1 protein-coding gene is annotated in these 1,492 nt (G+C 66.5%); it reads right to left on the reverse strand.

Annotated elements, in window-relative coordinates:
* A partial coding sequence (locus HMPREF2924_RS08700; protein WP_021205238.1) for a PqiB family protein occupies positions 1-1,492 on the reverse strand: 1,492 nt, incomplete at both ends.

Here is a 1,492-nt window from a genome sequence, read left to right on the forward strand (position 1 = left end):
CCATTCGTCATTGGCCGAATCGAACAGGGCGAAGGTCTGCCCCGGCTTGGCGGGCTCGCCCATCTGCGCATTGTTCGGGGTGGCGAAGGCAATGCCGCCCTCCATCAGCGCCTCCATCGACTCGGTGCGTAGCGACAGGCCCTTGAACAGGCTGGCGTCGACGCCGAAGCCGCTGGCATTCCAGAAACGGCTGCCGGTACGCACCAGCGGTACGTAGCGCGGTTCGATGAGGATGCTGATCAGCACCCGGTCGGCCTGTTCTCCCAAGGCCAGGTCGACGACCTTGCCCACCGGGATCTGCCGGTAGGTCACCAGGTTGCCCGGCTTGATCGAGCCCTTGCGCGGCGCACTGAGGGTCAGCCGCAGGCCGTTTTCCCGGCCCAGCAGGTTGGGCGCTTCGGCGAGAGTCTGGAAGCGTGCCTGGCGCTCGCCCGGCGTGCTCGACGGCAGCGCCTCGATATAGGGGCCGCTGACCAGGGTTCCGAGGTTCTCGGTACGCAGCAGGCCGAGTGCCGGACGCACCACCCAGAAGCGGGTTCCGCTGCGGGCGACGCGCTCGCCGGCGGAAGTCAGGCGGGCCTTCATCAGTACCCCGGAGAGGTCCGGGTTCAGCTCGACGCTTTCGATCTTGCCGATGTCCAGGCCCTTGAAGCGGATCGGCGTGCCTTCGCGCAGGCCGTCGGCATTGTCGATGCTCAGCTGGATTTCCACGCCACGGGCCATCGCTGCCTCCTCGCTGTCGAAGAGGGTGAAGCGACGCACCTTGGTCACGGTCGGCGCCTTCGGATCGAGGGTGTCGAAGGAAATCCCGCCGGTGATCAGGGTCTGTAGCGACTCGCTCTTCACCTGCACGCCGCTGAGGTTGCCGGTCAGGGTGATCCCGCTGGAGTTCCAGAAGCGCGTCGAGGTATTCACCAGGTGCGCGTACTCCGGCTCGATGTGCACACCCACTACCACTCGCTGGCGGTCGCGCGATAGCTGGTAGCTCTGTACGCTGCCGACGCGGACCTGGCGGTAGAGGATCGGCGCGCCGATGTCGATCGAGCCGAGCTTGTCGCTGGTCAGCACCAGGTGCAGGCCGGGCGCGTCGGTGTTCAGCGGCGGCGCTTTCGGGCGGATGGTGAACTCGCGACTCGGCGCGCCGCTCTTGGCGAAGCGCACGTCGATGTAGTTACCTTTCACCAGGGCCTCGAGGCCGGTGATGCCGGCCAGGGAGATGCTTGGCTTGACGGTCCAGAACTCGGTGCCTTCCAGCAGCATGTCCTCGACCCGCGGATCCATCGCCAGGTCGGCAGTGGCGCTGCTGTAGTCCTTGCCCATGTCGATCGACTTGACCAGGCCGACCTGCACGCCGTTGAACATCACCGGGGTGCGGCCCGGATCGATGCCGCTGACGTCGTTCATCTTCAGCTTCACGCGCAGACCTGCCTGGGCCGCGTCGTAGTCGTCGTACAGGCGGAACGGCTTGCTCGGATCGGTCGGCGGGCTGTCG

Source organism: Pseudomonas sp. HMSC063H08 (assembly GCF_001813645.1).
GTDB lineage: Bacteria > Pseudomonadota > Gammaproteobacteria > Pseudomonadales > Pseudomonadaceae > Pseudomonas > Pseudomonas aeruginosa.